Raw genomic sequence first — 24,873 nt, forward strand, 5'->3', positions numbered from 1 at the left:
GACCGCTTACGAGACGGTCGGCGCCGGCGACGGACCGGTCAGGCCCCGCTCGGCCCGCCAGCCGTCGACGATGGCCGCCTGCAGGCCGAACATCTCGGCCTTCTCGTCCGGCTCCTCGTGGTCGTACCCCAGCAGGTGCAGCACACCGTGGACGGTGAGCAGCTGCAGCTCCTCGTCCATGGTGTGCTGCGTGGGTGCTTCCTCGCCCTGCTTCTTGGCGACCTCCGGGCACAGCACGATGTCGCCGAGCAGCCCCTGCGGCGGCTCGTCGTCGTCCTTGGACGGCGGACGCAGCTCGTCCATCGGGAAGGACATGACATCCGTCGGCCCGGGCAGGTCCATCCACTGGATGTGCAGCTGCTCCATGGCGTCGGCGTCCACGACGATCACCGACAGTTCGGAGAGCGGGTGGATGCGCATCCGTGCCAGCGCGTAGCGGGCGATGTCGAGGATCGCCTGCTCGTCGACCTCGGTGCCTGACTCGTTGTTGACGTCGATCGACATGGTGCTGTGTGTGTCTACTTCCCCTTGTGCCCGGCCTTGCCCCGGCCGCCCTTGTGCGCGCCGTTCTCCGTGCCGTGCTTGCTGTCGTACTTCTCGTACGCGTCGACGATACGGCCGACCAGCTTGTGCCGGACGACATCGTGGGACGACAGCCGGGAGAAGTGGACGTCCTCGACGCCCTCCAGGATCTCCTGCACCTGCCGCAGACCGGACTTCTGCCCGTCGGGCAGGTCGACCTGCGTCACGTCACCCGTGATCACGATCTTCGAGTCGAAGCCGAGGCGGGTGAGGAACATCTTCATCTGCTCCGGCGAGGTGTTCTGGGCCTCGTCGAGGATGATGAAGGCGTCGTTCAGCGTGCGGCCGCGCATGTACGCCAGCGGCGCGACCTCGATCGTGCCCGCCGCCATCAGCCGCGGGATCGAGTCCGGGTCGAGCATGTCGTGCAGCGCGTCGTACAGCGGGCGCAGGTAGGGGTCGATCTTCTCGTAGAGCGTGCCGGGCAGGAAGCCGAGGCGCTCGCCGGCCTCGACCGCCGGGCGGGTCAGGATGATGCGGTTGACCTGCTTGGACTGCAGCGCCTGCACGGCCTTCGCCATCGCCAGGTAGGTCTTGCCGGTACCGGCCGGGCCGATGCCGAAGACGATCGTGTGCTTGTCGATCGCGTCGACGTACCGCTTCTGGTTCAGGGTCTTGGGGCGGATCGTGCGTCCGCGCGAGGACAGGATGTTCTGCGTGAGCACCTCGGCCGGTGTCTCCGCGGGACCCTTCCCGCCTTCGCTCGCCTTGAGCATGGCGATCGAGCGTTCCACTGCGTCCTCCGTCATCGGCTGCCCGGTGCGGAGCACCAGCATCATCTCTTCGAACACACGCGAGATCAGGGCGACGTCCACCGGGTCGCCGACGACGCTGATCTCATTGCCCCGGACATGGATGTCGGCCCCCGGGAAGGCCTTCTCGATCACACGCAGGAGAGAGTCGCCGGACCCCAGCACGGTCACCATGGGGTGCTGGGCGGGGACGGTGAACTGCGCTCTCGCCTGCCCCTGCGCGGGGGTGTGAGCTGCGGGTGTCTGAGTCATGGGCCGGCGTCGTACGCCTGCGGATCCTCCTCGTCACGGCCGCATAGCTGAGAGCGGCCTCGCACTGTCCAGAGTACGACGGGCCACTGACAAGCCCGTAGGGCTTTTCGGCGCGCGCATGCCGAACGCGCGCGGGCGCCGGCTCACGCCTCGCCGCCCACCCCGCTCGGCGACAGGTCCTGCAGCCCCACCACCCGCAGCAGCTGGAGCCGCTCGTGGGCCTCGGTGCCCGGCCGGGCCGAGTGGATGACCAGCAGCTGGTGGTGCTCGTGGCTGAGCAGCACCTCGCAGTCCAGGTCGAGCAGGCCGACCATCGGGTGCCGGAAGCGCTTGGTGGCCCGGTACCGCTGGGACACCTCGTGCTCGTCCCACAGCGCGGCGAACTCCTCGCTGCGCTCGCGCAGTTCCGCGACCAGCGCGGCCGGCTCCGGGTCGTCGGGGCGGGCCGCGGTCACCGCGCGCAGGGCCGCCACGTGCCCGCGCGCGTGGAAGGGCCGGTCCTCCTCCGGGAACAGCTCGCGGGCGGCCGGGTCCAGGAAGAACAGGCGGGCCAGGTTGCGGTCGCGCGGCGGCCGGGACATCACGTCGCCGACCAGCGCCTTCGCCAGCGCGTTCTGCGCGAGGACCTCGCCGGCGTCGGTCACCACCTGCGCCGGGGTGTCGTACAGCCGGTCCAGCACCAGCAGCAGCCCGGGCCGCACATGCGCCGACGCCGTCTCCCGGCGCGGCGGCTCCTCCCCGGTGAGGTGGAACAGGTGGTCGCGCTCGTCCTGGGTGAGGCGCAGGGCACGGGCCAGCGCGGTGAGCATCTGCCGGGACGGGCGCGGGCCGCGCGACTGCTCCAGGCGCGTGTAGTAGTCCACCGACATCCCGGCCAGCGAGGCCACCTCCTCCCGGCGCAAGCCGGGGGTGCGGCGGCGGGCGCCCGCGGTCAGGCCCACGTCGGACGGCTCCAGACGGGCGCGGCTGCGGCGGAGGAAGTCGGCGAGTTCGGCTCGGTTCACCCCTTAAGCCTGGGGCAGCGCGCCCGGCTTATCCAGGGACTGCCGGTCCCCTGATCGACGGGTCTCTCCCGGTGGCCGCCGCGCCGGCCGAGGCTGGGGTCAGCCAACGGGAGACCGGGAGGAACAGACGATGCTGACTTTGGTGACGGGTACGACGGGACAGGTAGGCCGGCGTTTCGTGCCGCGGCTGCTGGCGCAGGCCGGGCCGGGGGAGCAGGTGCGGGTGCTGGTGCGGGACGCGGCCCGCGGGGAGCGTTTCGCGGAGCTGGGCGCCGAGGTCGTCGTCGGTGACCTGCGGGACGCCGAGGCGCTGGGCAAGGCGGTGGCCGGGGCGGACGCGGTGGTGAACGTGGCCGCGGCCTTCCGCGGGGTGCCCGACGAGGAGGCGTGGGCCGTCAACCGGGACGCCGCAGCGGAGCTGGGCCGGGCCGCGCAGGCCGCCGGCGCGCGGCGGTTCGTGCAGGTCAGCACAGGGCTCGTGTACGGCACCGGGCGGGGCCGCCCGCTGACCGAGGAGGACGAGAGCCGGCCCGGCGGCGCGATGTGGGGCGCGTACCCGGAGTCGAAGGCGGCCGCCGAGCGGGAGCTGCTGGCGCTGGACGGCCTGGACGTGCGCATCGCCCGGCTGCCGTTCGTGTACGGCGAGGGCGATCCGCACCTGGCGCAGTCGCTGATGTGGGCGGCGCACTGGGCGGCGGTCCAGCGGCTGCACATGGGCCACCACGCGGACGTCGCGCAGGGCCTGCTGCGGCTGCTGTACGCGCCGGCGGTCCGCGGGCCGGTCCACAACATCGCCGACGACGCCCCGGTCACCGCGGTCGACCTGCACCAGATCAACGGCGCCGAGGTGCCCGAGGAGCTGTACACGCGCACGGACCCGGACCCGTGGCTGGCGGTCATGTCCACCGACAAGATCCGCCGCGACCTGGGCTACCGCCCGATCTTCCCGACCGTGTGGGCCACCCGGGACGCCGGGGCGCTGTGAGCGGCCGTCACCGCTGCGCGCGCAGCAGCTCCCGCAGCCAGGCGTACGACGCCTTCGGGGTCCGCTCCAGCGTGCCGAAGTCGACGTGCACCAGCCCGAAGCGGCGCGCGTAGCCCTCCGCCCACTCGAAGTTGTCCAGCAGCGACCACACGAAGTAGCCGCGCACGTCCACGCCGGCGGTGATCGCCCGGTGCAGGGCCCTGAGGTGGCCGTCGAGGTAGGCGATGCGGTCCTGGTCGTCGAGCCCGTCGTAGGAGCAGCCGTTCTCGGTGATGACGACGGGCGGCAGCCGGTCGCCGTACCGTTCCCGGAAGCCGGTGAGCAGCTCGGTGAGCGCGTCGGGTACGACGGGCCAGCCGAAGTCGGTCAGCGGGTGGCCCTCGATCTGGCGGAGCGAGAAGGGCAGCCCGTCGGGGACCCGGACACCGCCGAAGTCGGTCGCGGTGCCCTGCGGGGCACCCACCCGGGTCGGGGCGTAGTAGTTCACGCCGTAGAAGTCGAGCGGTTCGCCGATCGCCTCCAGGTCGGCCTGGACGTCCCCCGGCATCAGCTCGCCGAGGCCCTCCGGATAGCTGCCCAGCAGGACCGGGTCGGCGAAGAGGCGGTTCAGCAGCAGGTCGTAGAAGCCGGCCGCCTCCACATCGGCCGGTTCCTCGGAGGCCGGCCAGGTCGGGCCGTGCGAGTTGGCGATGCCGACGTCCCGCGCACCGGCCGCGCGTAGCGCCCGTACGGCGAGACCGTGGGCGAGGAGCTGGTGGTGGGCGGCCGGCAGGGCGTCGAAGAGGAGCCGCCTGCCGGGGGCGTGGACGCCGAGGGCGTGCCCGAGCAGGGTGTGCTCGGCGGGCTCGTTGAGGGTGATCCAGCGGTCGACGCGGTCGCCGAGCCGCCCGGCGACCGTGGCCACGTGGTCGGCGAAGCGGGACGCGGTGTCCCGGTGCAGCCAGTCCAGCTCGGCGGGCAGGTCCCAGTGGAAGAGCGTCGGCACCGGGCGGACGCCGGCCGCGCACAGCTCGTCGACCAGCCGGTCGTAGAAGTCGAGGCCGCCCGGGGAGGCGACCCGCGGCCAGGACACGGAGAAGCGGTACGCGTCCACGCCCAGGCCGGCGAGCAGGGCCACGTCCTCGCGGTAGCGGTGGTAGTGGTCGCAGGCGACCGCGGCCGTGGAGCCGTCCTTGATCCGGCCGGGCTCGGCCGTGAAGAGATCCCACACGGAGGGGGCGCGTTCGTCCGCGGCCCCCTCGATCTGGTGGGCCGAGGTGGACACGCCCCACACGAAGCCGGGCGGGAACGGGGGCATCGGATCCGTCGCCATGCGCGGATCATCCGTACCGGCGGTAACGGAAGTCAACGCCCCCGCACACAAAGGCGAATTACGCGCCTTCCTTCAGCACCCGGGAGATCAGCTCGCGCTGCTCCCCGGTCAGGTGGGGGTCCGCGCAGTACACCGTCTCGTCGTCCACGGTGATCCGGTACGCGAAGCCGTCGGGCACCCCGGCCGGCGGCGCGCCCCGGCCCGCGGCGACCGCCTGCCGGGCCAGGGCCCGCCACTCCCCGTCGTCCGGGCGGCCGGCGGTGTCCACCTCGCCGTACCGCTCGATGCCCGCGAAACCGCCCGTGCGCCTTACCGAAATCCGCATGCCCCCTGTCTAGTACGTGACCTACAGGGTGCGCACCCCCACCTGCTCCCAGGCCTTGCGCACCGCCTCGTGCTCGTCGCCGCCGTCGCCGTAGCGCGCGCGGGCCGCCTTGACGGTGAGGCCGGCGAAGTCGGCGAACAGGGCCTGCGGGCGCAATTCGCCGCCGGTGAGCACGTCGTACCAGATCTGCCCGGCCCGCTCCCAGGCGTGGCCGCCGAGCTGGGTGGCGGCCAGGTAGAAGGCGTGGTTCGGGATGCCGGAGTTGATGTGGACGCCGCCGTTGTCGCGGCCGGTGCGGACGTAGTCGTCCATGGTCGCGGGCTGCGGGTCCTTGCCGAGGACGTCGTCGTCGTAGGCCGAGCCGGGCTCCTTCATCGAGCGCAGGGCGACCCCGGTGACGCGCTCGGCGAGCAGGCCCGCGCCGATCAGCCAGTCGGCCTCGGCGGCGGTCTGGCCGAGCGAGTACTGCTTGATCAGCGAGCCGAACACGTCCGACATGGACTCGTTGAGCGCGCCCGGCTGGCCGTAGTACGTGAGGTTGGCCGTGTACTGGGTGACGCCGTGCGTCAGCTCGTGGCCGATCACGTCGATCGGCAGGGTGAAGTCGAGGAAGATCTCGCCGTCACCGTCGCCGAAGACCATCTGCTCGCCGTTCCAGAAGGCGTTGTTGTAGTCCTCGTCGTAGTGGACCGTGGCGTCCAGCGGGAGGCCGTCGCCGTCGATGGAGTGGCGGCCGTAGGCCTTCAGGAAGAGGTCGAAGGTGGCGCCGAGCCCCGCGTAGGCGCGGTTCACGGTGGCGTCCCGGCCGGGCTCCCCGCCCTCGCGGCGGACCTCGGTGCCGGGCAACGCGGTGCCGTGCCCGGCGTCGTAGATCGTGCGCAGCGGCTGGTCGGAGGGTGCCTTCGCCGCCGGGGCGGGGGCGAGGGCGAACTCGGTCGTCACGCGGCGCCGGCCGCGCAGCTCGCTGTCGCGCACCAGGGTGCGGTGGGCGGGACCGGAGAGAGCGGGGTCGTCGTTGCGCGCCAGCCTGTCGAGGATGTGCGGCGGGACGACGGTGCAGAAGACGGGCTCGAAGCCCCCGTGGGTCGTCATGCCCGGCACCCTTGCACTGCGTGATGCGGCTGTCACTACCTGCCACCATGATTGGTGAAATAGCCGGACAGTCACCGCCACGCACGGTGATGCCGTGGTAGGGCCGTGTGATGCCGCGCACCTTTTGTCCCGTATGGGCGTCGGGTCCCGCATACTGATACGGCCCCCCGCGCCCGGGGACGGCTCGGCTAGCATGCGGAGCATCATGCGTTTCGGGCTGCTTCTCCTTAGCTGCCGCGGCGAGGGCCTGTAGTCGAGGCCGACTCCCTCCCCGCGGAGCTTGGCGTTGCGTCGTCGGCCGTCCACTCGGACACCCCATGAGGAGCCTTCGCACCATGGCCAACCGCCAGCAGCCCAGCCCCATGCCGATCCACAAGTACGGCCGCTACGAGCAGGTCGACATCCCCGACCGCAGCTGGCCGAACCAGCGGATCACCGCAGCCCCGCGCTGGCTGTCGACCGATCTGCGGGACGGCAACCAGGCCCTGATCGACCCCATGTCGCCCGAGCGCAAGCGCCGGATGTTCGACCAGCTGGTCAAGATGGGCTACAAGGAGATCGAGGTCGGCTTCCCCGCCTCCGGCCAGACCGACTTCGACTTCGTGCGCTCCATCATCGAGGAGGAGGGCGCGATCCCCGAGGACGTGACCATCTCCGTCCTCACCCAGGCCCGCGAGGACCTGATCGAGCGGACCGTCGAGTCCCTGAAGGGCGCCCGCCGCGCCACGGTCCACCTGTACAACGCCACCGCCCCGGTCTTCCGCCGGGTCGTCTTCCGCGGCTCCAAGGACGACATCAAGCAGATCGCCGTCGACGGCACCCGCCTGGTGATGGAGTACGCCGAGAAGCTGCTGGGCCCGGAGACCGACTTCGGCTACCAGTACAGCCCGGAGATCTTCACCGACACCGAGCTGGACTTCGCGCTGGAGGTCTGCGAGGCGGTCATGGACGTCTGGCAGCCCGGCCCCGGCCGCGAGATCATCCTGAACCTGCCGGCCACGGTCGAGCGCTCCACGCCCTCCACCCACGCCGACCGCTTCGAGTGGATGCACCGCAACCTCTCCCGCCGCGAGTACGTCTGCCTGTCGGTCCACCCGCACAACGACCGCGGCACCGCCGTCGCCGCCGCCGAGCTGGCCCTGATGGCCGGCGCCGACCGCGTCGAGGGCTGCCTGTTCGGGCAGGGCGAGCGCACCGGCAACGTCGACCTGGTCACCCTGGGCATGAACCTGTTCTCGCAGGGCGTCGACCCGCAGATCGACTTCTCCGACATCGACGAGATCCGTCGTACGTGGGAGTACTGCAACCAGATGGAGGTCCACCCCCGCCACCCGTACGTGGGCGACCTGGTCTACACGTCCTTCTCCGGCTCCCACCAGGACGCCATCAAGAAGGGCTTCGACGCCATGGAGGCCGAGGCCAAGGCCAAGGGCGTCACGGTGGACGACATCGAGTGGGCCGTGCCGTACCTGCCGATCGACCCGAAGGACGTCGGCCGCTCCTACGAGGCGGTCATCCGCGTCAACTCGCAGTCCGGCAAGGGCGGTATCTCCTACGTCCTGAAGAACGACCACAAGCTCGACCTGCCGCGCCGGATGCAGATCGAGTTCTCCCGGCTCATCCAGGCGAAGACGGACGCCGAGGGCGGCGAGATCACGCCGAAGGAGATCTGGGAGGTCTTCCAGGACGAGTACCTGCCGAACCCGGACAACCCGTGGGGCCGCATCCAGGTCCGCACCGGGCAGTCCACCACCGACACCGACGGCGTGGACACGCTGACGGTCGAGGCCACGGTCGACGGCCAGGACACCGTCCTGACCGGTTCGGGCAACGGTCCCATCTCGGCCTTCTTCGACGCGCTGGAGTCCATCGGCATCGACGTACGCCTGCTGGACTACCAGGAGCACACGATGAGCGAGGGCGCCTCCGCGCAGGCCGCCTCGTACATCGAGTGCGCCATCGGGGACAAGGTGCTGTGGGGCATCGGCATCGACGCCAACACGACCCGGGCCTCGCTGAAGGCCGTTGTGTCCGCCGTCAACCGGGCGGCCCGCTGACACCGTGGGACAAGCCCCGCCCGCCGGCCTTCCGGTGGGCGGGGCCCTCTGTTTCCGGCCATTCCACCCCCCAGGTCACGGAAAGGTCTCGTCCTGGGTGCTGACTCGGCCTCACCGATGTGGCTAACATCACGCAAGCGCGGCGATGTTGCCGCCACGTTTCGCGGGAGGTGCGACGTGCTGCCAGGACGGGAACGTAACGGCCGTGCCACCAGGCTTTCGCGCATCCTGGGCACCCGTACCGCCTGGACACCCCTGGGCGACGGCGAGTTCTTCTGCCCGAGCTGCGGCGGCGACCGCAACTACCAGCGGCTCAGCGGACGCCGGCGGTTCACCCTGCTGGGCGTACCCGTGCTGCCGCGCGGCGAGACCGGGCCCGTCGTCGAGTGCGCCTCCTGCTGCCGCCACTTCGGGCCCGACGCCCTCGACCACCCCACCACCACCCGCTTCTCCGCGATGCTCCGCGACGCCGTCCACACCGTCGCCCTCGCCGTCCTGGCCGCGGGCGGCACCTCGTCGCGTACGGCCCTGGAGACGGCCGCGAGCGCCGTGCGCGCCGCGGGCCTCGGGGACTGCACCGAGGACCAGCTGGCCGCGCTCGTCGAGGCGCTGGCCCAGGACACCGGGCGGGTCCTCGGCGGGCCCTGCGGGGCCGGGCTGGCCATAGAGCTGCACGAGGCCCTGGACCCGCTCGCCCCGCACCTCGCGCCCGTCGGACGCGAATCGATTCTCCTGCAGGGCGCCCGGATCGCCCTCGCCGACGGGCCGTACACACCGGCCGAACGGGAGGCCCTCGCCACCGTCGGCGCGGCCCTCACCATCGACACCGACGACGTCACCCGCCTGCTGGCCGCGGCACGCACGCCGTCGTAGCCCGCCCGGCGGCACACACCCGGTGGCGGTACTCCCCGGCGTTACTCCCCAGGGAGTAACGTCGTCCTCCGGCCGCCCGCCGCAGTAGCCCCGAACTCGCCCTTCCGCGCGACGAATCCGCCCCCTCCCGACGGGAGTCTGGAACCGCATCCAGACAACCGTGCCGGAGGGAGGGCCCACTCATGGGGGCCGGACAGAGAACAGGTGGGCGGCGCCGGGCCGTTCCGTGGGTGATGCTCGCGCTGTGGGTGGGGATCCTCGCGTGCGCGTCGCCGTTCGCCTCGAAACTCGCCGACGTGCAGCACGACCGGGTCACCGACTACCTGCCCGCGAGCGCCGACTCCACGCAGGCGGCGAAGCTCCAGGAGAAGCTGCCGGGCGGCCAGACCACCGAACTGGTGCTCGTCTACCACCGGGACGGCGGCCTCACCCCCGCCGACCGCGCCACCGCCGCACGCCAGGTCACCGAGATCGCCGGCGCCCACGCGCTGACCGGCGGCACCCCGCAGGGCATCCCGTCGAAGGACGGCACGACCCTGATGTACCCCGTCGCCAGCAACGAGCCCGGCACCGACGAGAAGAAGCGCGACGCCCTCGTCGACGACGTCCGCGACGTCGCCCGCAGCCAGGACGGGCTGACCGTCGAGGTCGGCGGGCCCGGCGCACTCGCCACCGACGCCTCCAAGATCTACCAGTCCCTCGGCGGCCCCCTGCTCTACACCACGGTCGGCGTCGTCGCCGTCCTGCTCATTCTCATCTACCGCAGCCCCGTGCTGTGGCTGGTGCCGCTGGTCGTCGCCGGGATCGCCGACTACCTGTCGACCGGCGTCGCCTACGGCCTGCACCAGGCGTTCGGCACCACCGTCTCCGGGCAGAGCAGCGGCATCATGACGATCCTCGTCTTCGGCGCCGGCACCGACTACGCCCTGCTGCTGGTCTCCCGCTACCGCGAGGAGCTACGGCGCCACGAACGGCCGTACGACGCCATGCGGGTGGCGCTGCGCGGCTGCGGGCCCGCCGTCCTCGCCTCCTCCGGCACCGTCGCCGCCGGACTGCTGTGCCTGCTCGCCGCCGACCTCAACTCCAACCGGGCGATGGGCCCGCTCGGCACCGTCGGAGTGCTGTGCGCGCTCGCCGCCATGCTCACCCTGCTGCCCGCCCTGCTCGTCCTGTTCGGCCGCCGCGTCTTCTGGCCGCTGGTACCGGCCTACGGCAGCACGCCCAAGGTCCGCCGCTCCCTGTTCGCGGCGATGGGCAGCTCCGCCGGGCGGCGCCCGCGCACCGTCCTGCTCGGCGGTGTCCTCCTCCTCGGCGCGCTCGCCCTGGGCGCGCTCAACCTGCCCGGCGCGGTCAAGCAGCAGGACACCTTCGTCGACAAGCCCGAGTCCGTCGCCGCGCTGGAGACACTCGCCCGCGCCTACCCGGAGCACTCCGCGCAGCCCATCGACGTCCTCACCCCGGCGGGCGGCGCCGACACCGCCCTCACCACGATCCGCGGCGTCGACGGCGTGGACGACGCCCGCATCACGCGCACCGGCGGCGGCTGGACCGAGATCTCCGTCACCGCCTCCGCGCCGCCGCAGACCCCGGCCGAGACCCGCACCATCGAGCGGCTGCGGGACGAGCTGAAGGACTCCTACGTCGGCGGGCCCAGCGCCCAGCAGATCGACCTGAAGGACACCAACGCCCGCGACCGGCTCATCGTCGTCCCCCTCGTGCTGCTGTCGGTGCTGCTCATCCTCGTCGCCCTGCTGCGCTCGCTCGTCGCCCCGCTGATCCTCACCTTCGCCGTGGTCGCCGTGTGGGGCGCGGCACTGGGCCTCGGCGGGCTGGTGTTCGGGCCGCTGTTCGGCTTCGAGGGCACCGATCCGGGACTCGGCCTGCTGTCCTTCGTCTTCCTCGTCGCCCTCGGCGTCGACTACGGCATCTTCCTCATGCACCGGATGCGGGAGGAGTCCCTGCGGGGCGCCGAACCGTCCGCCGCCGCGCTGACCGCGCTGCGCACGACCGGCGGGGTCATCGCCTCCGCCGGGCTGGTGCTCGCGGCCACCTTCGCGGTGCTGATGAACATGGGCCTGGTGCAGCTCGTGGAACTCGGGTTCGTGATCTCCGTCGGAGTGCTGCTGGACACCTTCCTGGTCCGCACCTACCTGGTGACCAGCGCCGCCGTGGCCCTGGGCCGCACGGTGTGGTGGCCGGGACGGCTCTCCCGGGCACCGGAGACCGAAACCCCGCGGGTGCCCGAGCCGGTCTGAGGCAGGATGAGGCGCGGAGAGAGGAAGGGAGGAGCCGTGACCACGGATGGCACCGTCGCCGAACGGGTCCTGCGCGTCGTCCACGGCACACCCGGCACCGGCCGGGCGCCGCGCCCCTCCTCCCTCCGCGCCGACGCCCTGCTCGCCGCGGCCGCCGCCCTCCTCGCCGTCGTCCTCGGACTGCTCATGCACGACGGACGCCGCGAGGACGCGCTCGGCTGGTCCCTGCTGCTCGCCGCCCACGTCCCGCTCGTGTGGCGGCGACGACGGCCGCTGGCCGTCCTCTTCGCGGTGGCCTGCTGCGCCACCCCGTACCACGCCCTCGAATACACCCACAGCGCCGCCACCCCGGCGACCGTGATCGCCCTCTACACGGTCGCGGTGAGCGGCAGCGCCCGCCGCTCCCTGTACACCGGCCTGACGGTCATCGGCCTCACCGTCGTCGTCAACGCCAGTGTGAACCCGCAGCGCATCGGCGAGATCCTGCGGATCTCCGGCTGGATCGCCGCCGTCCTGCTGTTCGGCAGCTACGTCCGCGTCCACCGCGAGTACGTGGCCGCCGCCCTCGAACGCGCCGCACGCGCGGAGCGCACCCGCGAGGAGGAGGCCCGCCGCCGTGTCGCCGAGGAACGCCTGCGCATCGCCCGCGACCTGCACGACCTGCTCGCCCACAGCATCACCCTGATCGGCGTGCAGACCTCGGTCGCCGCGCATGTGCTGAACGCCGACCCCGAGCGGCTGGACCGGGCCGCCGTCGCCAAGGCCCTCGACGAGATCGCCGAGACCTGCCGCAGCGCGCGCGGTGAGCTGCGGACGACGCTGGAGGTGCTGCGCGACCAGGGGACCGGCGAGGTCCGGGGCCCGCTGCCCGGCCTGCACGGGCTGGCCGACCTGGCCGAGGCGGCCCGGGTGGCGGGCGCCGGGGTCGAGCTGGCGGTGACGGCCGGCGAGGTGCCGCCCGCGGTGGGCGCCGCCGCCTACCGCATCGTGCAGGAGGCGCTCACCAACGCCGTACGGCACGGCGGGCGGGACGACCTGACGGTGCGGGTGCGGGTGCACCGCGACGGGGCCGCCCTGCGGGTGCGGGTGACCGACGACGGCGCCGGCACCGGCGCCGGCACCCCGGGCTTCGGCCTCGTCGGCATGCGGGAGCGGGCCCGCAGCGTCGGCGGCACGCTGGAGGCGGGCCCGCTGCCCGGCCGGGGCTTCGAAGTGACCGCCGTACTGCCGCTGGAGGGAGCCGCGTGACCGCCGTACCGCCGCCGCTGGAGGGAGCCGCGTGACCGTCCGTGTCCTGCTCGCCGACGACCAGACCCTGGTCCGGGCCGCGTTCGCCATGCTCGTCGAGTCCGCCCCCGACATGGAGGTGGTGGGGCAGGCGGCGACCGGGCGGGAGGCGGTCGAGCTGGCCCGCCGCGAGCGCGCCGACCTGATCGTGATGGACATCCGCATGCCCGATCTGGACGGCATCGAGGCGACGCGGGTCATCGCCGCGGACGAGGACCTGGCCGGGGTGAAGGTCCTCGTGCTGACGACGTACGACACCGACGAGCACATCGTCGACGCGCTGCGCGCGGGCGCGTCCGGCTTCCTGGTGAAGGACACCCGCCCGGCCGACCTGCTCGACGCGATCCGCACGGTCGCCGCGGGGGAGGCGCTGCTGTCGCCCGGCCCGACGGCCCGTCTGATCGCCCGTTTCCTGCGCAACCCCGCGCCCCTGCCGTCGGCCGGCGGTCCCGAGTGCCTGTCCGACCGCGAGCGCGAGGTGCTGACCCTCGTCGCCCGCGGCCTGAACAACACGGAGATCGCCGAGGCCCTCGGCCTGAGCCCGCTCACCGCGAAGACCCACGTCAGCCGCATCATGGGCAAGGTCGGCGCCCGGGACCGGGCCCAACTGGTCATCGTGGCCTACGAGTCGGGGCTGGTGTCGCCGGGGGCGGTGTGAGGCGGGGTGCTCCGGCCGGGCCCGCGGGCTACTTCGCGGGGCGCCGCAGGAACAGGGCGGCCGTGAGCGCGGTGACCAGGACCAGGGCCGTGTCGACGGCGACGGCGGCGCGGATGCCGTGCAGGATCCCGGTGACGGTGGTGCCGGTCATCGCGCCGGTCGCGACGGCACTCATGACGGGTGTGCCCATGGTGATGCCGATCTGCTGGCTCATGGTGGCCAGGCCGGTCGCCATGCCCTGTTCGTGGTCGGGCAGGCCGCTGGTGGCGGTCACCATGAACCCGACGATGAGGAGCATGTTGCCGACGCCGCCGACGAAGGTCGCGGGCAGCAGCAGGGCCAGGCTGTCACGGTCGGTGCCCAGCCCCAGCAGGGCGGCCGTGGCGGCGGCCTGCACCAGGGCGCCGGTGACCAGGGCGGCGCGGGTGCCGGTACGGGCGATGACCCTGGGGGCGAGGGTGCCGCCCAGGACGGTGCCCAGGCCCAGGACGCCGAAGGACAGCCCGGCCGCGAGCGCGGAGAAGCCCAGGACCTGCTGGAGGTAGAGGGTCAGCAGGAAGACCAGCGAGGTCTCGGTGACGAAGGCGAGGACGCCGGCGATGTTCCCCCAGGCGACGGTGCGCCGGGCCAGCACGGTGACCGGAACGAGGGGGGCGCTGCCGGCCCGCTCGACGAAGTAGAACACCACCAGCAGGACCACACCCGCGGCCAGCACGGTCAGCGCGGCCGGCTCGGACCAGCCGTGCTCGCCGGCCCGGCTGAAGCCGTACACCACCGCCAGCAGGCCCAGGGTGACCGACAGGGCGCCGGGCAGGTCCAGGCGGGGACGGACCCGGGGGCGGGACTCGGCCAGCACCATCGGTGCGACGACCAGGACGGCCGCGGCCACGGGCACGTTGATCAGGAACGACCACCGCCAGGACAGCAGGTCCGTCAGGACGCCGCCGAGGATCGCGCCGGTGGTGAAACCGGCCGACATCAGCGCCCCGTTGAGGCCCAGGGCCCGCTCCCGCAGGGGGCCCACGGGGAAGGACGTGGTCAGCAGGGACAGCCCGGCCGGGGTGACCGCGGCGGTGGCCAGTCCTTGCAGGACGCGGGCGGCGATCAGCACCTCCGGGCCGGTGGCCAGACCGCCCGCCAGGGACGCGGCGCCCAGGACGGCCAGGCCGCCCAGGAACAGCCGGCGGCGGCCGAACAGGTCCGCGACCCGGCCGAACAGCAGGGTGAACCCGGCCGCGCACAGCGCGAACGCGGTCGCGATCCACTGCAGGTCCGCCAGCGAGAAGCCCAGCCCCTCACCGATCACCGGCAACGCCACGTTCAGGATGGAGAAGTCCACCGCCAGCATGAACTGCGCGACCAGCAGCACCACCAGCGTCAGCCGCATCCGCGGCGTCAACCGGTGCGGTGCGGCCTCCTCCCGCGCACCGGCCGGCCCGGCGGCGACCGTTCCCTCCGACACACCGTCCACAACAGACATGAGATTCCCTTCCGAGTCCCGTCGAGAGGCTTCGACGGAAGGAATCCTGCGACCGCCGCGGCGACCTACCCAGTCCCCGAAACGCACCCTTCACCCGCTGACGGGGCGCCGCTTGGGTAGTCAGAACAGGACCACCCGGCGCGGGAAGCAGCGGCCCCCCTGCGCCCGTTGCACCGAAGGCACGGGTACATGTCACCGCAGCACGGGATCACCGGAAGGGCCGCCGCCATGCCTGACTTCTCCGAACTGAGCGACTTCCTGCGCAGCCGCCGGGCCGCCCTGACCCCCGAGGAGATCGGGCTGCCGCAGTTCGCGGAGCGACGCCGGGTGCCGGGGCTGCGCCGCGAGGAGGTGGCGCTGGCGGCAGGACTGAGCGTCACCCACTACACCCGGCTGGAACAGGGCCGGATCAACCACGTCTCCGACTCCGTCCTCGACGCGATCGCCCGCACCCTGCGCCTGACCCCCGACGAGTACGGCCACCTCATGGACCTCGCCCGGCCGGAGACGGTCACCGCCCGCCGGGCCCGGCTCCCGCGCGCCGAGAGCGCCGAGCCGGGGGTGCGCCAGCTCATCGACACGTTCACGGACACCCCCGCCCTGGTCCTGGACCGCCGCAACGACGTCCTCGCCTGGAACGCGATGGGCCATCTGCTGCTGGGCATGCACCTGGACGCCGACGCCCCCGACCACCCCGCGCGCCGCCCCAACCTGACCCGGATGCTCTTCCTGGACGAGCGCACCCGCGCCCTCTACCCGCACTGGCAGGAGGAGGCCACCCTCGCGGTCGCCTCGCTGCGGCTCGTCGCCGGCCGCTACCCGCACGACAAGCAGCTCGCCGAGCTGGTCGGCGAACTCATCATGAACAGCGAGGAGTTCGCCGAACGCTGGGCCCGGCACCCGGTGCGCACCTGTGTCGCCGGCGTCAAGGAGATCGAGCACCCCCTGGTCGGCTCCATGGAGCTGTCCTTCCAGAGCCTGCTGGTCCCCGGCGAGTCCGGCCAGCGCGTGATCGCCTACACCGCCAGGGTCGGCACGGAGTCGGAGGCGGCGTTGCGGCTGCTCGCCTCCACGATCCGCGTGCCGAACACCGACCTGCCCATGTCCGTCGACTGACACAGTCAGAGAGCTGCCGGTCGCGCGGCTTTCAGGTGCCGATCCCCCCGCCGCTCAGGGAAGGGTCTTCTCGTACTCCTTGTCCCGGTCGGAGTCGTAGACGAGCTTGCCCGCCGCGTCGTAGCCCTTGACGTGCGGTGCCTTCGTGACCTGCTGGTGCAGCGTGCCGGACGCCACGAACCAGCCGTGGTCCAGCACCGCCTCGGCACTGCTGTCGCCGTAGGAGACGGTCACCCGGGCCACCGACGGCTGTACCGTGCCGACGATCCCCCAGCGGAAAGGCAGCTTCCAGTTGCCCTTGTCGAGGAAGGACTGCTGGTAGAGCTTGCCGCTGTTGATGTCCGGGTACACCGGGTGGGCCGCGTCCCCGGCCGTGCCGCCGACGCTGGTGTTCAGGCCCGGCTGCCCGTCGCGGATCGTGCAGATCAACCGGGTCTGCTGCGGCCGCTCCTTGACGGCGACGACATGGATGCCGTCACCGGGGGCGTTGGTGTCGCCGGTGCTGCGCATCGCCAGGATGATCCGGTACTCCGAGGCCCGGCCCAGGCCGCCCGTGCTGCGCGAGGGACTGTTCTTCGGCAGCGACTTGATCCTGTCCGCGTCGAAGGCGAGGCACTGCTCCAGCCCCCGCGTGGCCTGCGCGAAGCTGATGCCGTCCAGCAACTGACCCGGTGTGGCGGGCCGTTCCGGTCCGGACGGCGACGGCGCCGCCGGGGAGCCGGTGGACGCCTGGCCGTGCGGTGCGGTCGCCGACGGCCGGGGCGCGGCCGTGTCCGAGCCGCCCCTTCCGTCACCGCCCAGCGCGTACGCCCCCACCGGCAGCGCCGCCAGCACCGCGACCACCGCGCCGGCCGCCGCCGCGCGCCGCCGCCGCTCCAGCACGCCCCGCCGCCGGATCGCCGGATACGGCGCCGGCGACGGCCGGATCGTGTACGCGTCCTCGGCGAGCAGCTCGCGCATGCGCTCCTCGAAGCCGCCCCGCGCGTCCTGCGTGCCGCGCTCGTCCCGTCCGTCCCGTCCGCTGTCGTTCACCTGCCGCCTCCCTGCCCGCCTGCCACGGCCCCGCCCGCCAGCTGGACGAGCCCCGGATACGTACGCAACTTCGCCAGCCCCTTCGAGGCCTGGCTCTTGACCGTCCCCGGCGAGCAGCCGAGCGTGTCGGCCACCTCCGCCTCCGACAGGTCCTCCCAGTACCGCAGCACCACCACCGCGCGCTGCCGCGGCGGCAGTCCCGCCAGCGCCGTCATCAGCGCGCCCCGCTCGTCCGCCCAGGACGCCGCCTCGTCCCGCCCCGCCACCTCCGGGGGCGCCGCGGTCAGCGCCTCCGTGACGCGCCGCTTGCGGAAGCGGTCGCTGTTGCAGCTGACCAGCATCCGGCGCACGTACGCCTCCGGGTTGTCGGCCCGCGCCACCCGCCGCCACGACCGGAACGCCTTCGCCAGCGCCGTCTGTGTCAGATCCTCGGCGTGGTGGGCGTCGCCCGTGAGCAGATAGGCGGTCCGCACCAGGTGCGACCAGCGCGCCCGGACGAATTCCTGGAACCGCTCCTCTAGTTCGGCCTGCATCAAGCACCCTCCTCGCCCTCCAGACCACCGCCCGGCCGGAATCGGTTGCCCGGGAGACGGCATCGGGTTCGAATGGCCGGATGAGTGACGGACTTCTGTGGCGAGAGGGGCAGACCGGCGTGGTGCGGCTGCCGTCCGGGCGCCTGGTGCGGGGGCGGGGCCTGCGCCGCCCGCCCGACCCGGCGGCGCCCGATCCGACGTACGGCGTGTATCTGCTCGGCGGGCACCCCCCGGCAACCTCCTGGGAGTCGCGCTGGATCCGCTGGCCCGACTTCCGGCTGCCCGCGGACCGGGAGGCGGCCCGCGCGATCCTCACCGAGGCGTGGGAGCGGGCCGGCGACGGCCGGGTGGAGATCGCCTGCGGCGGTGGCCGGGGCCGCACCGGGACGGCCCTGGCCTGCCTGGCCGTCCTGGACGGCGTACCGGCCGAGCGGGCGGTGGACTACGTCCGCGCCCACTACCACCGGCGCGCGGTGGAGACACCCTGGCAGCGGCGGTACGTGCGCCGGTTCCGGTGAACCGGTGCCGGGCGGACTGCCCGCTGCCGGCGGCCTCAGCGGCAGAACAGATCTCCGCCGGGCCGCTCCCCGGTGGCCAGGAAGCGGGAGACCGTCCGGTCACCGCAGGCGGTTCCGTTGCCGAGGTAGGCGTCGTGGCCCGTGGAGTCGTTGACCACCATGACGGCCCGGTCGCCGAGCGCGGCGCGCAGCTTGCGGGCGCCGGACAGCGGGGTGGCCACGTCACGGGCGTTCTGTATGAGCAGGATGTTCGACGGGCCGCGGTCGGTGACCCGGAGCGGCGCCTCCCGCGGCGGCCACGGCCACGCGGCGCACACCATGGCGTTGCGCGGCATGCCCGCAGTCAGCGGGTGCTCGGCCCGGCTGCGCGCCACGTCCCGCTCGTAGGCGTCGGCCGTGCGGGGCCAGGCGGCGTCGTTGCACAGGGTGGCGGCGCCGACCGCCGTGTAGTTCTGCAGAGCCTCCTCGGGCGGGGACGGCGGCGCCGGCGGCAGCGTGCCCTTGTGGGCCGCCAGGATCAGCTGCGCCAGGGCGGGGAAGTCGTCGGGGTCGTAGAAGCTGTCCAGCATGGTCTGGCGCAGCACGTTGCCGTTCAGCTCCGGCGGGTTGGCGCCCGGCCAGGGGATGGGGTCGCGGTCCAGCCGCGCGGCGAGCCGCAGGAACATCGGCCGCACCTCGGCGGCGGTGCCGGCCAGCCGGTAGGGGTTGCCGGGCGCGGCCGCCCACGCGGCGAACTCGGGGAAGGTGTCCTCGACGCCCCGCTCGAACGCGGCGAGCCAGACGCGCTCCGCCCGCACCGGGTCCGGGTGGTCGTTGCTGTCCAGCACGATCCGGTCGGTGCGGTGGGGGAACATCTCGGCGTAGGCGGCGCCGATGTAGGTGCCGTAGGAGACGCCCCAGGCGGACAGCTTCCGTTCGCCGAGGGCGGCCCGGATGCGGTCGATGTCCCGGGCGTTGTTCTTCGTGCTGATGTGCCGCATCAGCTCGCCGCCGTTGCGCGCGCAGGCGTCCGACACACGGCGCGCGAAAGCCATGTTGGCGGCGACCGACCCGTCTGGGGCGGGCCAGGGGAGCAGCTTGGTCCGGGCGAGGTCGCCGCGGTCCAGCCCGCAGCTCACCGGCGTCGACGGGGCGTTGCCGCGCGGCGCGAAACCGATCAGGTCGTAGGCGTCCCGCACCGACTGCGGCATCCTGCGGCCCCGCTCCGAGGGATCACGCAGGCTGTCGCCGCCGGGACCGCCCGGGATCATCAGCAGGGCGCCCCGGCGGGCCGACGGCTTCTCGCTGGGGATCCGGGAGATCGCGATGTCGACGGTCCGCCCGCCGGGGTCGGCGTAGTCCATCGGCACCTCGACGGTGGCGCACTGCTGGCGGGGGTCGAGACCGCTGCCCTGGCACGCCGTCCAGCGCAGCGCCCCGGCCCCGGCGGAGCCGGATGCGGACGCGGACACGGGCACGGCGAGAGCCAGAGAGGCGGTGGTCGCGGCGAGGAGGGCTGCGCCCTTCGTCATCTGCTTCATACGAGCAGCCTGGCCGCCCCCGACGCACCGTCACATCCGGCTGGCCGCCGGGCCGTTGCGGGGGATTACTCCACCGTCGGGGTACGGTTCACAGCTTGAGCGACATCAGCAGCCGGTCCCCGCTGGGGCCGAAGTACGCCTCGTGTACCTCCCCCTCGGACGTGAACCCCAGCGAGCCGTACAGCGCGATCGCCGCGGTGTTCGCCGGTTCCACGGCCAGGCGGGCCTCCTCGACACCCTCGTCGCGCAGCCGCTCCAGCGCCTTGAGCAGCAGCCGTCGGGCCATCCCGCGGCCACGGTGTCCCTCGGCGACGGCGAGGCTGAGGCCCCAGGCTGCCGAGTTCGTGCGGCTGGTGGCGAACAGGATGTAGCCGATCAGTTCCTCGCCTTCGTAGAGGACGAACATATGGTCGCCGTGTGCGTCGAAAAGCTGACGCAGGACGAAGTACGGATAGGGATCGAAAGAGAAGACCGCGTTGTCGAGGCGGACCACGTCCGGAAGATCTTTTTCGCGGGCCGTGCGGATGAGCGGGGTGGGGCGAAGATCGGGCATTCGACCAGAATTGCCCTCCGGAGCGGGGCAGTTCAAGTCGACAGCCTTTCCGATCTTGGTACGGTGAGGCATGCATCTGGGATCACCCGGGAACGTGTCGCAGTTGAACAGGGAAGCTCCCTGGGACGCCTTCGACCCACAGGCGTACGTCGAGCACAACTACAAGACCGTGATCCAAGAGGACCGGGAGATCGTTTCGATCGTCCGCGCCCACTTCGCCGACCATTTCCGCACCCGTCCCGACCGTCCCGCCCGGGGCATCGACGTCGGGGCCGGGGCCAATCTCTATCCGGCCTTCACGATGCTGCCCTGGTGCGACGAGATCACCCTGCTCGACCGGTCCCCGCGCAATGAGCTCTACCTGCGGGCGCAACAGCAGTCCTACGACCCCGGATGGGACGCGTTCTGGGAACTGCTGTGCGCGGACGCAGCCTACGCCTCGCTTCCGGGTGGGCCGAGGAAGAGGTTCAGCGAGGTCACCCGGGTCAGGCGGGGCGACCTCTTCGCCCTGCGGGACAGGCGGGAACACTGGTCCGTCGGCACCATGTTCTTCGTCGCCGAATCCCTCTCCACGAGCCGCGACGAATTCCAGGAGGCCGTCGAATGCTTCCTGCTCGCCCTCACTCCCGGCGCGCCGTTCGCCGCCGCGTTCATGGAGCACTCCAGCGGGTACGACGTCGGTGCCACACATTTCCCCGCCTGCAATGTCGGCGAGGAGGAGATCGAGGCGGCGATCGCGGTCGACGCCGTGGGGATCTCGATGTTCCGGGTCGGGCAGCCCGACGCCGTACGCCCCGGTTACACGTCCATGATCGTGGCTTGCGGATTCCGCGGCACGGGTAGGTAGACATTCCCGAAGGGGCGATGCGACGCGATCTGTGAGGGGGCGCAGAGATTGCGGATCAAGCCACGCCAGCACCTGCTGGACATCTGGCAGGCGATCGCCCGCCATTCCTTTCACCACGGCCAATGGACGGCAGGCACCTGGGACGGCGAGAACAGCGTCGCCGACGCCGAAGGCCTGCTCTGCCTGCTCTACCCGGCCACGGAGTTACGGGCCTTCCGCCTTGACGACCCCGACAACACGGAGGAAGACGTCCTGCAGGCCCTGCGCAAGGCCGGCGGCCGGCTCGACCTCCCCGCCGGTGTCGTCGACGCCGCCGCCGAGTTCATGCGCACCCACACCGGCGACGACAAGTCACCCACCTTCGCGGGCGGCTACTTCTGCCCAGTCGACGACACGGCCGGGGAGATCACCGAAGCGCAGCGGCGGCTCGGAGTCGTGGACTCCTTCTCCATGTCGGTCACCCTGTGCCTGGCCACGCTCGGCTTCCTCAAGGGTTACGAGGTCAAGACCCGGCGCGACACCGTCCGCGAGACGATCGCCGAACTGCGCGAGGCCGCCAGAGTCCGGCTGACGGCCGCCATGGTGAACCTGCTGCGCTCCTTCACCGTCAGCGTCTTCGACGCCGACTCCGTCCAGGGCCGCACCCTCACCGACCTGCTCGGCGGGGACCGGCTCTCGCAGCGGCACGCGCTGCAGAGGTTCCAGCACCGCTTCGGGCCGCTGCGGGCGACCGTCACCGAAAGCCTCCACCTCGGCATCGACGTGGAGGAAGGGCTGCGGGACGACGACCGGTTCTTCGAGATCGGCTGGGCCTGGAGCGTCGTCCGGGACGCCCCCGCCGTCCAGCTCGACGAGGCGGTCGCCGCACGGCCCTACGGCGTCGCCGAGACGGTCGTCGCCCAGCCCGACGGCGTCGCCGACCCGGTGCCCTCCCTGTACTTCACCGTCGTCGCCCTCGACGGCATCCAGGACCTGTTCTCCGAGCGCACCCTGACCCTGGGCCTGCTCGACGCCCAGCAGCAGCAGCTCGCCGAGGCCCTCCGGCTGCGCTGGGAACTCACCCAGCAGTTCTGGTCCGGCCTCGCCCGCTTCGACCCCGACCGCTGGCCGCTGGAGGACATCCCCTGGCGGGCGACCGGGCAGCGGCTGGAGTCCGAGTACCTCTCCCTGTCCGTCGCCGCCATCCTCGTCCACGACCTGATGCGCCGCCGCGCCACCGACGACGACCTCGTGCGCGCCGTCGGCGTCATGGAACGTCTTGCCGAACGCGGCCGCATTACCAGCCGCATGGCCCACGACGACCCCATGATCCGGCTGCACGATCCCGGCGTCACCGTGCCGCTGCAGGGCAGCGAACGGCTCGGACCGCCCTTGCACTGGCGCGTGAACGACTTCTCGGCCCAGCTGCTGAAGCGGACCGTCCAACTGCGCACGCTCTCCCGCGGCAGCGTCGCGCACGACCGGCTGCTGCGGCTCGCCGAGGACGTCTTCGACCACGTCTGGCGACGCCGTATCCGCGACGGAGAGGGACTCGGCCTGTGGGACAACGTTCAGGCCGTCCACCCCGGCCCGGCCACCGGCGTACCGGCCCCTTCCACATCCCCTCCCGTCTCCTGGAGCATCACCGAGCGCGTCGTCGAGGCGATGGTCCAGGCCCATCACATGTACCGGCAGCCCCCGATCCGCAGCACCGGCGTGGCAGTGCTCGCACAGGCCCTGCTCAGCGAGGCCGCCCAGCTCCTCGGCGCTGAGCAGATGGAACCGGCACCCCGCGACGACGGCAAGCGCGGTCTGCAACTGCGCAGCATCGAGGCCAAACTGGGCCGCGCCCGCGGCCTGCTGGACGCGCAGCCCGGCACCGCGTGCGCGCTCGCCCTCGACGTCCTGGGCCAGCTCGACGCACTCGCCCGGGCCCGCGAGGCCGCCGACAGGGGAGCGTGAACCGTGCTGATCTTCGCCGCCTCCGACAAGGGAGGCACGGGCCGCTCCGTCACCGGCGCCAACCTCGCCTACCGCCGGGCGCTCGCCGGCGACCACGTCTGCTACCTCGACTTCGACTTCGGCTCGCCCACCGCCGCGGCCGTCTTCGACGTGCTCGACGCCCGCGCCGCCGCCGAGGACCGCGGACTGCACGCCTACCTCGCCGGAGAGGCCGGCGAACCGGCCCGCATCGACGTCTGGGCCCGCACCGAGCACCCGGTGCTGCGCGACCTGCCGCCCGGCACCGGCCGCCTCGAACTGTTCCCGGGCGACCTCAGCGGCGGCGAGTTCGCCGCGACCGGCGAGAACCTGCACCGGTGCGTCGACCTGCTGCTCCGGCTCGACGGCGAGTACGACCTGATCCTGGTCGACCTCAGCGCGGGCCGAAGCTACGCCGTCGACATGGTCCTCGCGGCCACCGCCCGGCCCGAGATGCGCGCCGTCGTCAGCCGCTGGCTGGTCTTCCACCGCTGGACCCGCCAGCATGTGACCGCCGCCGCCCACCTCGCCTTCGGCCCGCGCGGCATCGTCGCCGGCGGCGTCGCCCGCGGTCACGACGAGGACGCGCTGCGCGCCGGCGTCCGATTCGTCCGCTCCGGCGTACCCGATCTGGAGTCCCCGCTGTGGTCGCAGGTCACCCCCACCCAGTCCGCGTGGATGCGCAGGACCGACGAAGACCTCCGGCAGCTCGCCTCCGTCCTCGGCGCCGGCCACCGCACGGTGCTCGGCACGGTCCCGCTGGACCCGGTCCTGCAGTGGCGCGAGCAACTGATCACCGATGAGGACGTGGTCGTCAGCCAGATCGCGAACCGGGAGACCTGGGAGGCACTGGGGGAGCTGGCCCACCGCCTCACCGACGACAAGTGCTGGGAGCAGGCGTGAGCGAGGCCGTCTACCGCGAGACCGGCGCGCAGCCGCGCATCCATGCCCTGCCGCTCGCCCACCTCTCCCTGGAGCTGGGCCACCTGTACATGGAGGACTTCGAGGCCGGTCCCGAACGCCTGCGCGCCCACTTCGCCGAAGTGCGGATCTGGGCCGAGGCCGCGCGCGCCGCAGCCGCCCGCCGGATCGGCGAACGCCGCCCCCGCATCAGCACCTGCTTCCTCATCGACGACTACTTCACCCGCTTCTCCACCCCCGCCGAGATCGTTCCCCTCGTCCTCGCCGAGGCGGACCGGGCCGGCCTGGTCATCGACTACCTGGCCCGCGAATCCGGCTGCGCGAGCGCCGACCGGCTGGAACTCGCCGAGTCCGTCAGCCACCGCCTCGTCGAGTCACCGCCGCCCGGCAGCCACGGCGCGCGCCCGCCCGTCAGCCGCACCGGCTGGCTGGCCAACGGGCAGCGCACCCCCACCGCCGCCCGCAGCGCGATGGCGGAACTCGCCGAGTGGCAGCCGCCGCAGGAGACGGCCGCCCGCAACCATTCCGTCTTCGTCGACGTCGAGCTGTGGTCCGACCGGGACGGCGGGCGCCTGTGGTCCTGTCCTTTCCTGGCCGCCGTTTGGCAGCTGGCCCGCCTCGGCCTGCTCCGCCACCTCGGCGAGCCCGTCCTCACTCCGGCCCCCTGGACCGGCCGCGACTTCCCGCACGACTGGGACCGCCTGCCCCCACTGCTCCGGCTCCGCGACTCCGCCGCCCCCTTCAGCGCCTACCGCACCTGCACGCTCCTGCCGAACAGCTTCCTCGCCGTCGAGGACGCCGTCCGCGTCGTCCTCGACCAGGTCGACGTCGATGCCGGCGCGCTCGCACAAGTCGCCGACCGGTCCGCACGCGAGGGCGTCCCCGTGCCGGAACAGATCGCCCAGCGTGCCACGTACGTCTTCTACGAGGACCCCGCCGACCCGCCGCAGGGGAACTGAC

Annotated in this window: 23 protein-coding genes; 12 read left to right on the plus strand and 11 right to left on the minus strand. The window is 72.6% G+C overall.

Annotated features, from left to right (window positions below; all coding sequences use genetic code 11):
* Nucleotides 1-6: 6 nt before the first annotated feature.
* From ybeY to IE308_RS21685, 3 genes are all read right to left on the minus strand, one after another.
* Nucleotides 7-504, minus strand: coding sequence for an rRNA maturation RNase YbeY (ybeY, locus tag IE308_RS21675; protein ID WP_110628070.1), 498 nt, complete (start codon nt 502-504; stop codon nt 7-9).
* Between the two features lie 14 nt (nt 505-518).
* Nucleotides 519-1,586 carry a PhoH family protein gene (locus IE308_RS21680; RefSeq protein ID WP_190219194.1) on the minus strand — a complete coding sequence of 356 codons (1,068 nt, stop codon included), beginning with the start codon at nt 1,584-1,586 and terminating at the stop codon, nt 519-521.
* Nucleotides 1,587-1,729: 143 nt separating this feature from the next.
* Nucleotides 1,730-2,590, minus strand: a complete 861-nt coding sequence (locus IE308_RS21685) for a helix-turn-helix transcriptional regulator (RefSeq protein WP_190219195.1) — start codon at nt 2,588-2,590, stop codon at nt 1,730-1,732.
* A 130-nt stretch (nt 2,591-2,720) separates the two neighbouring features.
* Here IE308_RS21685 and IE308_RS21690 point away from each other — a divergent pair, with 130 nt between their 5' ends.
* Entirely contained in the window at nt 2,721-3,575 is an 855-nt protein-coding gene (locus tag IE308_RS21690) for an NAD-dependent epimerase/dehydratase family protein (protein ID WP_190219196.1), read from the plus strand.
* Between the two features lie 7 nt (nt 3,576-3,582).
* On the opposite strand, the gene IE308_RS21695 is transcribed toward IE308_RS21690, so the two are convergent.
* From IE308_RS21695 to IE308_RS21705, 3 genes are read right to left on the minus strand one after another with little or no spacing between them, the layout of a single operon-like run.
* Nucleotides 3,583-4,887, minus strand: a complete 1,305-nt coding sequence (locus IE308_RS21695; protein WP_190219197.1) for a GH1 family beta-glucosidase — start codon at nt 4,885-4,887, stop codon at nt 3,583-3,585.
* Nucleotides 4,888-4,945: 58 nt separating this feature from the next.
* Nucleotides 4,946-5,212: a protealysin inhibitor emfourin gene (locus IE308_RS21700; RefSeq protein ID WP_110628065.1), complete on the minus strand. Its 267-nt coding sequence runs from the start codon at nt 5,210-5,212 to the stop codon at nt 4,946-4,948.
* Between the two features lie 21 nt (nt 5,213-5,233).
* Nucleotides 5,234-6,304 carry a M4 family metallopeptidase gene (locus IE308_RS21705; protein WP_190219198.1) on the minus strand — a complete coding sequence of 357 codons (1,071 nt, stop codon included), beginning with the start codon at nt 6,302-6,304 and terminating at the stop codon, nt 5,234-5,236.
* Between the two features lie 335 nt (nt 6,305-6,639).
* Between IE308_RS21705 and leuA the strand changes: the two genes are divergently transcribed.
* The 5 genes from leuA (at nt 6,640) to IE308_RS21730 (ending at nt 13,434) form a co-directional block, all read left to right on the plus strand.
* Entirely contained in the window at nt 6,640-8,361 is a 1,722-nt protein-coding gene (leuA, locus tag IE308_RS21710) for a 2-isopropylmalate synthase (RefSeq protein ID WP_110628063.1), read from the plus strand.
* 177 nt (nt 8,362-8,538) lie between these two features.
* The gene (locus IE308_RS21715) at nt 8,539-9,234 is read left to right on the plus strand and encodes a tellurite resistance TerB family protein (protein WP_110628062.1); all 696 of its coding nucleotides are present in this window, start codon (nt 8,539-8,541) and stop codon (nt 9,232-9,234) included.
* A 182-nt stretch (nt 9,235-9,416) separates the two neighbouring features.
* Nucleotides 9,417-11,489: an MMPL family transporter gene (locus IE308_RS21720; RefSeq protein WP_190219199.1), complete on the plus strand. Its 2,073-nt coding sequence runs from the start codon at nt 9,417-9,419 to the stop codon at nt 11,487-11,489.
* 6 nt (nt 11,490-11,495) lie between these two features.
* Nucleotides 11,496-12,737 carry a sensor histidine kinase gene (locus IE308_RS21725; protein WP_190219200.1) on the plus strand — a complete coding sequence of 414 codons (1,242 nt, stop codon included), beginning with the start codon at nt 11,496-11,498 and terminating at the stop codon, nt 12,735-12,737.
* A 31-nt stretch (nt 12,738-12,768) separates the two neighbouring features.
* Entirely contained in the window at nt 12,769-13,434 is a 666-nt protein-coding gene (locus IE308_RS21730; RefSeq protein ID WP_110628059.1) for a response regulator, read from the plus strand.
* Nucleotides 13,435-13,462: 28 nt separating this feature from the next.
* Here the strand turns inward: IE308_RS21730 and IE308_RS21735 are convergent, their stop codons facing one another.
* The gene (locus IE308_RS21735; protein ID WP_190219201.1) at nt 13,463-14,914 is read right to left on the minus strand and encodes an MFS transporter; all 1,452 of its coding nucleotides are present in this window, start codon (nt 14,912-14,914) and stop codon (nt 13,463-13,465) included.
* A 228-nt stretch (nt 14,915-15,142) separates the two neighbouring features.
* Here IE308_RS21735 and IE308_RS21740 point away from each other — a divergent pair, with 228 nt between their 5' ends.
* A complete protein-coding gene (locus tag IE308_RS21740; protein WP_190219202.1) occupies nt 15,143-16,030 on the plus strand; it encodes a helix-turn-helix domain-containing protein in 888 nt (295 codons plus the stop codon).
* A gap of 54 nt (nt 16,031-16,084) precedes the next feature.
* Here IE308_RS21740 and IE308_RS21745 read toward each other — a convergent pair whose 3' ends face one another.
* The gene (locus IE308_RS21745) at nt 16,085-17,062 is read right to left on the minus strand and encodes a hypothetical protein (RefSeq protein WP_308440120.1); all 978 of its coding nucleotides are present in this window, start codon (nt 17,060-17,062) and stop codon (nt 16,085-16,087) included.
* On the minus strand, nt 17,059-17,595 hold the full coding sequence (locus IE308_RS21750) for a SigE family RNA polymerase sigma factor (protein ID WP_110628056.1): 537 nt from the start codon (nt 17,593-17,595) through the stop codon (nt 17,059-17,061). The genes IE308_RS21745 and IE308_RS21750 overlap by 4 nt, the downstream gene beginning before the upstream one ends.
* A gap of 80 nt (nt 17,596-17,675) precedes the next feature.
* Here IE308_RS21750 and IE308_RS21755 point away from each other — a divergent pair, with 80 nt between their 5' ends.
* The gene (locus IE308_RS21755; protein WP_190219203.1) at nt 17,676-18,113 is read left to right on the plus strand and encodes a protein-tyrosine phosphatase family protein; all 438 of its coding nucleotides are present in this window, start codon (nt 17,676-17,678) and stop codon (nt 18,111-18,113) included.
* Between the two features lie 35 nt (nt 18,114-18,148).
* Here IE308_RS21755 and IE308_RS21760 read toward each other — a convergent pair whose 3' ends face one another.
* Nucleotides 18,149-19,624 carry an alpha/beta hydrolase gene (locus tag IE308_RS21760; RefSeq protein WP_373314565.1) on the minus strand — a complete coding sequence of 492 codons (1,476 nt, stop codon included), beginning with the start codon at nt 19,622-19,624 and terminating at the stop codon, nt 18,149-18,151.
* A 97-nt stretch (nt 19,625-19,721) separates the two neighbouring features.
* The gene (locus tag IE308_RS21765) at nt 19,722-20,186 is read right to left on the minus strand and encodes a GNAT family N-acetyltransferase (protein WP_190219205.1); all 465 of its coding nucleotides are present in this window, start codon (nt 20,184-20,186) and stop codon (nt 19,722-19,724) included.
* 94 nt (nt 20,187-20,280) lie between these two features.
* Between IE308_RS21765 and IE308_RS21770 the strand changes: the two genes are divergently transcribed.
* Genes IE308_RS21770 through IE308_RS21785 form a run of 4 tightly spaced genes read left to right on the plus strand, consistent with a single transcriptional unit; the run spans nt 20,281 to nt 24,872 of the window.
* Entirely contained in the window at nt 20,281-21,033 is a 753-nt protein-coding gene (locus IE308_RS21770; protein ID WP_308440121.1) for an SCO2525 family SAM-dependent methyltransferase, read from the plus strand.
* A gap of 48 nt (nt 21,034-21,081) precedes the next feature.
* The gene (locus tag IE308_RS21775; protein ID WP_190219207.1) at nt 21,082-22,974 is read left to right on the plus strand and encodes an SCO2524 family protein; all 1,893 of its coding nucleotides are present in this window, start codon (nt 21,082-21,084) and stop codon (nt 22,972-22,974) included.
* Nucleotides 22,975-22,977: 3 nt separating this feature from the next.
* Nucleotides 22,978-23,895, plus strand: coding sequence for an SCO2523 family variant P-loop protein (locus tag IE308_RS21780; RefSeq protein WP_190219208.1), 918 nt, complete (start codon nt 22,978-22,980; stop codon nt 23,893-23,895).
* A complete protein-coding gene (locus IE308_RS21785) occupies nt 23,892-24,872 on the plus strand; it encodes an SCO2522 family protein (RefSeq protein WP_190219209.1) in 981 nt (326 codons plus the stop codon). Before IE308_RS21780 ends, IE308_RS21785 begins: the two co-directional genes overlap by 4 nt.
* The last annotated feature ends 1 nt before the right edge of the window (nt 24,873 follow it).

Origin of the sequence: Streptomyces griseosporeus (assembly GCF_014656055.1) — a bacterium.
GTDB classification, from domain to species: Bacteria; Actinomycetota; Actinomycetes; order Streptomycetales; family Streptomycetaceae; genus Streptomyces; species Streptomyces griseosporeus.